General features: G+C 43.6%; 5 protein-coding genes. 2 read left to right on the plus strand and 3 right to left on the minus strand.

Features of this window, described 5'->3' with window-relative positions; all coding sequences use genetic code 11:
- Positions 1-323 precede the first annotated feature (323 nt).
- Positions 324-1169 (plus strand): DegV family protein, encoded by an 846-nt coding sequence (locus GX019_06025; protein HHT36719.1) that lies wholly within the window; start codon positions 324-326, stop codon positions 1167-1169.
- A 298-nt stretch (positions 1170-1467) separates the two neighbouring features.
- On the opposite strand, the gene GX019_06030 is transcribed toward GX019_06025, so the two are convergent.
- Both GX019_06030 and GX019_06035 read right to left on the minus strand, forming a co-directional pair.
- Complete coding sequence (locus tag GX019_06030; protein HHT36720.1) at positions 1468-1827, minus strand: hypothetical protein; 360 nt, start codon at positions 1825-1827, stop codon at positions 1468-1470.
- A gap of 509 nt (positions 1828-2336) precedes the next feature.
- A complete protein-coding gene (locus GX019_06035) occupies positions 2337-2738 on the minus strand; it encodes a hypothetical protein (GenBank protein HHT36721.1) in 402 nt (133 codons plus the stop codon).
- A gap of 59 nt (positions 2739-2797) precedes the next feature.
- On the opposite strand from GX019_06035, the gene GX019_06040 reads away from it, so the two are divergent.
- Positions 2798-3118 carry a transposase gene (locus GX019_06040; protein HHT36722.1) on the plus strand — a complete coding sequence of 107 codons (321 nt, stop codon included), beginning with the start codon at positions 2798-2800 and terminating at the stop codon, positions 3116-3118.
- Here the strand turns inward: GX019_06040 and GX019_06045 are convergent.
- On the minus strand, positions 3096-3761 hold a 666-nt coding region (locus tag GX019_06045), incomplete at its 5' end, for a hypothetical protein (GenBank protein ID HHT36723.1). The genes GX019_06040 and GX019_06045 overlap by 23 nt on opposite strands.

Here is a 3761-nt window from a genome sequence, read left to right on the forward strand (position 1 = left end):
CATAAACATCGTACTTCTGATCAAAAGGCAAACTGCGGACCGGTCCCTGACCTAATCTTTTTCGTTATTCCTTTAAGTAGATCTCCTTTCTACAAACTCTTTTCCCAGCACCACATACATCTTTTTTCCCATGCCAAAGCTTACCAAGGATTGTAATGAAGTGCGTCAAACGCGGGTTAGTCCCTTTAGTCGATGGCGGTTTGTCAGGTTGATATAGAGAATATTGTTTTTTCGCGCTAACAAGCACTTAAACCCATGCAGGATAAGTTCCTTTCCAGGGGAATAATTGAAACTGAGAGTTTATTTAGAAAGCTGGTGAAAGCGTGAAACGCATAGCTATTGTAACTGACAGTGCCGCGAGTGTGCCTGCGGAGCTGGCAAGAGAGGTTGAACTAGAAATCATGCCGGTAGGAATTCAGATAGACAACCAGTTCCACCGTGAAGGCCTAGACTTAACACCGGAGGAATTCTATGCCCTCCTGGAGGAAAAGGAAAATGTCACCACTTCTCAGCCTTCACCAGGAGATTTCCTCGCTATTTACAACAAACTGGTTAACAAAGCCAAGGAAATTATTTCGATTCACATCACTTCCAGACAAAGTGGAACTGTTGGGGTAGCTGAACTGGTTAAAAAAGACATCCCCATCCCGATTACTGTAGTGGATTCAGAATCTGCCAGCATGGGACAGGGATTTGTCGCTCTGGCTGCTGCTCGGGCTGCTCTTCGAGGCAAGAGCCGGGAAGAAATTTTAGAAATCATTGAGCGGGTGAAGCAGAAAACCACTGTATTTGTGGCTGTACCCACTCTGAAATACCTAGCCCGCAGCGGTAAGGTAGGTCGGGTACAAGCTAAGGTAGCCTCACTGTTAACCATCAAACCTATCTTAAGTGTAAAAAATGGTTTGGTGCAGGCCGTTGACAAAAAACGCTCCTACGGGCAGGCACTCCAGCGCATGATTGCCCTGGTGGAGAAACGTTTTCCAACTGAAAAACTTACCATCGCCGTGCTCCACAGCAATGCACCGGAGAAAGCAGAGGAATTTAAGCAGATCGTGGAAGAGCGTCTGCGCTGTACCCAAGTATTCATCGCTGAAATGGGTGCTTCCCTGGCTGTACACGGAGGTCAAGGTATGTTGGGCATTGCTGCATGTGCAGCTGATGAACTATAAACCATCAAGCTTAGCTCCATTATTGGCCACCAACCATTAACTACACCCTTCCCCATATTGGGTTTTTGGATGGGTATGATGCACAACAGTTGCGACAGGCATTATGGGTCCCCGGGATATTGTTGATAGCCATCACAATACTCCGGGGACTTTTGTTGTCGAAAACATATGAAGCCTCCGCCAGAGGGTCTTTTCCAGCGGAGGCCTTCGCTTTATATTAGTATTCATATATCCAGCGTTTATCATCCTGGAGCCTATCTGCTCCCCACCCAGACATGTTATGCCCTCCTTGAATACCTCACGAAATATGGGGCAGGCCGTACTTGCGGAACAGTGCTAGCAACTTGCGCCAATGGGGTGGAAATGCATTGCTGCCGCGGGACTCAACTATGGTACCATCGTCAAAGGTAACTTCGAGGCTCCAGTGAGTGCCATCACGCACTCCAGGGCAGATATAGCTGCTGTCCCAATCGAGAATGTAACAGCGCAGAAGGTCCTTACTAAACTGCGTCAGGCTGTTTAACGGAAAAAAGAGCTCTCTCTGCTCATACTTACTGCCGGTTCTGCCAGTGACGTACTTAAACATGACGCCGTATCGCTCGGGATCCACGTAGACTTCATGGTACGGACCGAAAAAGCCCCCAACGTAGAAGTACATCTTATGTACGCACACAGGGTCAGCTGAGTAACGGCGGCCGAAGTCCCTTCTACAAACATGACAGTGGTGTGTTCTTTCGCTTGAGTCCGTGATACGGATGGTGTCGCGCGACCCGCATCGTGGACAGATCCTGCGCATCAAGTCACTGCCTCCTTCCTACTCTCTGTTCTTAAACACTACCGGCAAGAGAAAGCACTGAAAACCATAATGAAACAAGCGCAATTTTCCTATCTAGCAACTAGGGAAGAGTTTGACTTTAACTTTCAACAATCTATTACAATGCGCCTGTTGCCGCATCTTCTAGATTTCCAAGTTACTAAAGCTGTATTATAAGGTCACATTCAGCACCATGGATGAGCTAACATGGTTTCCCAGCTGATTTCCCATCTTTATGAAGATACCTCAATTACCTCTTGGAGATTGGTGAGATAGCCTTAATCCCATAAAGAGCAGAATCTAAATTAAGCCACCACCAGCTGGACTCGGGATATTTAAAGCAAGATAAGCCCTTAGTCGTCAAAGAATTTGTGATTGTTACTATTGATTAGATACGAACTGATCTGCTTTATTCTTGCATTCTTTCCAAAGCCTTTGAAATTGTACACATCGCAAAAATCAATTCTCAAATCATCTTTAAAAAAGAATGACCCGTGGACAGCAGCAGTATTTCCATGCGTGATGGCATCATTAATCTTGATCTCTTTTAATCCTTTTTCAACGAATGCATTTTTTGTTAATATTACATTTTGTTTTCCTGCAACTTCTCTAGCACCGATGATGTTTAATATGATTTCATCGGCTAGATTTTCCAGGATAAAAGAATCTTCGTGATTGGCAACAGCTTTATAAAGATTTATTAGCAAGATTTTCTTTGGTGAATTACCGCAGTGTTCCGGATAAGTAATCTTCACTTCCAAACCTCCCCCTAAGGAATATAACTAAATTATGCTCTTTAAGATTTCTACGTTGAATTGCTGTTTTCCTGACACTGCAGAATAAACAGAAAACTAAAATTAGGGGTCACCACAGAGCATCCCCTAAACCATTTTCCACACGACCATTCGGATGGAAACTCATAAATGGTGCTTATGCCACGACCAAAACCATAAAGGAATTCTGGAAAGACCTCGGTATTCATCCTAACTTGCTTTATCGCTGGAGAAAAATCTACACCGAAAACGGTGATAAAACCAAGGTAGCGGAACAGCAAGATACGCTCCGACAAATGCAGCTAGAGGTTTATTCGCTAGCCATTATCAATATACATTCTACAAAGCGAGAATGTCTTTAATAGAATCAGCACTAACACCTGCGATTTTTCTATTTCCTTCTTGTAATTCATTCGCAAGCACATTGAGATCATACCTAAACTTGGTATTCCGAGTATGTTTCAAATTGATTAGGAGCGAATAAATGACTCGATAATCCAGTCTCGGATCATCAAGGAATGGGCGGATAAACGAATGATAATCCTCGGGGTTTCTGAGCATCCGGATGAAAGCGGATACGATTTCCGGTACAAATTTTCCTACTAGGCTTAGTTCGCGTAACATCCATATAAGCCTGCTATCTCTCGTCCACTGAAGCACATTGAATATTTCGGGCAACTGATCAACTTTTATATCATACATCATACTACATAAACAAGGTATTAAGGTTAGATACAGGTTGTCATCGTCTCCTTTGCTCTCGGCTAACAATGACAATATTTTGGAGGTCAAGACTGAAGTATTGGCAAACCTTTCTGTTATACCTAAGGCTGCAATTGCTCTTGGAATTTCCCTTAACAAGCTTAATTTCTTCTCATCAATTCCTTTTTCTAAATACTTCAATAAAATAGGGTCTGCATCCTTGCGTATGTCATTTAAGCTATGGTATCCCGCCCACATTTCATTATTGGGAACACCTTGATCTTGAGCCCAAATAATGAGGTC

This window comes from Bacillota bacterium, from assembly GCA_012837335.1.
Classification (GTDB): domain Bacteria; phylum Bacillota; class Limnochordia; order Darwinibacteriales; family DTU012; genus DTU012.